Genomic DNA, 3,051 nt, shown 5'->3' with positions numbered 1-3,051 from the left:
GGAATATCACCATCTGAGAATAATGTAGTGGTGGAACTTGACGAAGCAGAAGAAGTCAGATCCATTGGTAAAAACGTAGCCATAGTAACTCCTTTTAAACCAGCTGCCGGCTATGTAGCTCCAGATATTACAATAGATGACTCTAATCTTCCAGGAGGGGGAGAAATAGAGCCATCTATCCTTGCTCAGTCCAGTATTAAAAAAGATCATCAATATCAAGTCACATTTGACATAGATACTATTGCACTCCTTCCCCAATATGATTATGGATTGATGTATACAACAAATTCAATTATGGTTACTGATCTTAGTGAAGGCACTATCATTTATAAAGAGACCCCATTAAAATTTGTGGGGAGTAATTTGATCAAGGTCGATTCTTTAGGATACTGGACTCTAAATACAAAAGCACCATTTAGTACGGATATTTTTGATGGGATTCAACTGAATGTTGACCTGCCTTTTGAGCAAGGTTCTTACGATTATGCGAATTCAGGGTGGGTTCAAGGAAGTGGCATCATGCGTGTTGTACCTACTATTCGAGAATCTTCCTATTTGCCTTGGGATTATCATATCATCTTTAGTTCTGATCCAAGTGTGTATACTTCAACAACCAGTATCAAAACTGGCATTAGGGATGCCGTTGATGATAGAATACCTACCAATGAAATTCTTTTAGGTCAATCATTTGGGTTCTATGTTAAGAATGAAACTTTATTAAAGCCGGATGGAAGCCACGTCCTCATGGATATGGTGGTACATGATGTAAATAAAAACGGTGTTTTTGACAAATCTGAAGATAAAATAATTGTCGGTGGAATGCGCAATGATGGTAAGTGGGCTGGAACTGCTTTTGTTATAGATTTTAATTTAGCATCCACAGCAACCTATCCCAAAAGTGACGATATTTTTCGAGTCAAATTTTCTAGACCATTCTGGAAAGATGATTACTTAACGTTCACAATTAATTCTTATGATGGTATTAATGCTGATTCCCTTTCCAAAACGATGGATAATATTCGGGTTGTACCTAATCCTTATGTGGCAACCAATGTGATGGAACCGGCTGTATCAAATCAGTTTTTAAATCAACGTCGCAGTTTAATGTTTACAAATGTCCCCGCTCAGGCTCTAATTAAAATATTTACAATAAGCGGAGTTTTAGTAGATGAGATTGTTATCAATAATTCACCAGAAAAAGGAGTTGTCCATTGGGATATGCTCACCCGGGAAGGATTAGAAATTGCAGCGGGAATGTATCTATTTCATATTGAAGCATTGGCAACTGGCGATCAGAAAATTGGAAAGTTTGCGGTAATTAAATGAGACGTTTTCAGATAATCATTTTATTTTTTACTTTAAACATTGTGTCTGCCCAAAATATATATAGGTATGGCTCAACAGCTGTTAATTTTCTTGAAATTGGCGTGGGCAGTGCCAATGCAGCTATGGGCGATGCCGGAGTCACTTTTGCAGATGGTCCAACATCGGTTTACTGGAATCCTGCTGCATTGGCGTTTGTGGAGCGGAATGAAAATGCTTTTATGAAGCAGCCTTGGGTTCTTGATATTAATATGATGTTTATTGGTTCAACGATTCATGTAAAACGCTTAGGGACTTTTGCCTTTAGTTTGACTCATATGGGTTATGGAGATATGGAAGTAACAACCATGGCTCAGCAGGAGGGGACTGGCGAGCAATTCGCTGCGAATGAATTTAGTGCTGCTTTAACGTACTCACGTAAAATTGTACAATGGTTTTCTTTTGGGGTATCAGCAAAATTAATTAATTCGAAAATATGGCATTCTACGGCAAAGGCTTTTGCACTAGATCTTGGTGCGATTGTTAACACTAAATTTTTATCTCCAACTGGTAATAAAGAAAATGGCCTTAGGATTGGAATGAGTATTTCAAATTATGGAACTCGATTAAAATATGATGGTATTGATTTATTAAATCCTATAGATATTTCACCTTATGAAGATGGGAACTATGCTGATGTACCTGGCCAGTTTAGACCAAATCAATGGGAATTGCCTTTATTATTTAGAATTGGTATTGGTCTAAAACCCATATATTCAGAATTACATCGACTCACAATTGCCGTTGATGCAGTGCATCCCAATAATAATGCAGAGTATATTAATATGGGGGGTCAATATGAATTCCGTATGGCGGGCATGGGTAGCCTGTATCTCCGATCGGGATATAAATCTTTATATATGCCTGATTCTCAATTTGGAATGACTTATGGTGGCGGTTTAAAAATTAACCTTATGGGGAATCAATCTTTTCAAATTGATTATGCTCACCGATCTATGGATATTTTTGGTGGTCTAAACTCTTATACAATCAGTATTGCATTTTAATAAATTCAAAGGTGCATCTCCGCTATCTTATCCATGTTCTGATTTTTTTAATCGGATGTCAAACCAAATTTTCATCAGATAATCAGTTAGAAATTCTAGCAAAGATTGGGGATCGTTTGATCACCCGTCAAGATTATTTGAATCGTACTGAATACACCCTCCGTCCAGACTATTGCCGTGGTAATCAATACCTTCATAAAAAAATAATCTTAAATAATCTTATTGCTGAAAAATTATTGGCAATTGAGGCAGAGTCAGTTAATAATCAAATAAATTCTGATAATCTTAACACTTTTTTAAAAGGGCGAAAAGAACAAGCCATGCGACAATTACTTTATTTTGAAAAAGGTCACAATAAAGTTTTGTTAAAAGATGATGAAATTAATCATTTTTTTAAAATGGCGGGCCGTATATATCATGTTAATTACTTTTCTTTTCCAGGAGGTGCATTCGCTGATTCAGTAAAAAGAGCCATAGATGAAGGAATATCTTTCAATGATATTTATTCTGTTAACTTTGAAGGGAATATTCCTGTTAGAGATGTGAATTGGATAGATAATAATGATCCATTTATCAGTGATAGATTATTCAATAATGAAATTCAAAAAGGACAGGTTATAGGGCCATATTTTTTGGATGATGGGTCAGCATTTATTATGGAGGTAAATGGGTGGACAGATCG

General features: G+C 36.0%; 3 protein-coding genes. All 3 read left to right on the top strand.

What is annotated here, in order from left to right:
• Positions 1-1,326: hypothetical protein (locus HN459_01010; protein MBT3478021.1), on the top strand; the 1,326-nt coding region annotated here is incomplete at its 5' end.
• Positions 1,323-2,369: a PorV/PorQ family protein gene (locus tag HN459_01005; GenBank protein ID MBT3478020.1), complete on the top strand. Its 1,047-nt coding sequence runs from the start codon at positions 1,323-1,325 to the stop codon at positions 2,367-2,369. The genes HN459_01010 and HN459_01005, both read left to right, overlap by 4 nt.
• A gap of 116 nt (positions 2,370-2,485) precedes the next feature.
• Positions 2,486-3,051 (top strand): hypothetical protein (locus HN459_01000; GenBank protein MBT3478019.1); only part of this gene is annotated, 566 nt, incomplete at its 3' end.

The sequence above is a fragment of the Candidatus Neomarinimicrobiota bacterium genome (assembly GCA_018647265.1).
Lineage (GTDB): Bacteria > Fidelibacterota > Marinisomatia > Marinisomatales > TCS55 > TCS55.
The sequence above is the reverse complement of the archived record's forward strand: the minus strand, read 5'-3'. Positions and strand labels throughout refer to the sequence as shown.

Excerpts from the sequence above, each read along its gene's own strand:
- HN459_01005 (MBT3478020.1), top strand. The coding sequence starts at position 1,323 with ATGAGACGTTTTCAGATAATCATTTTATTTTTTACTTTAAACATTGTG.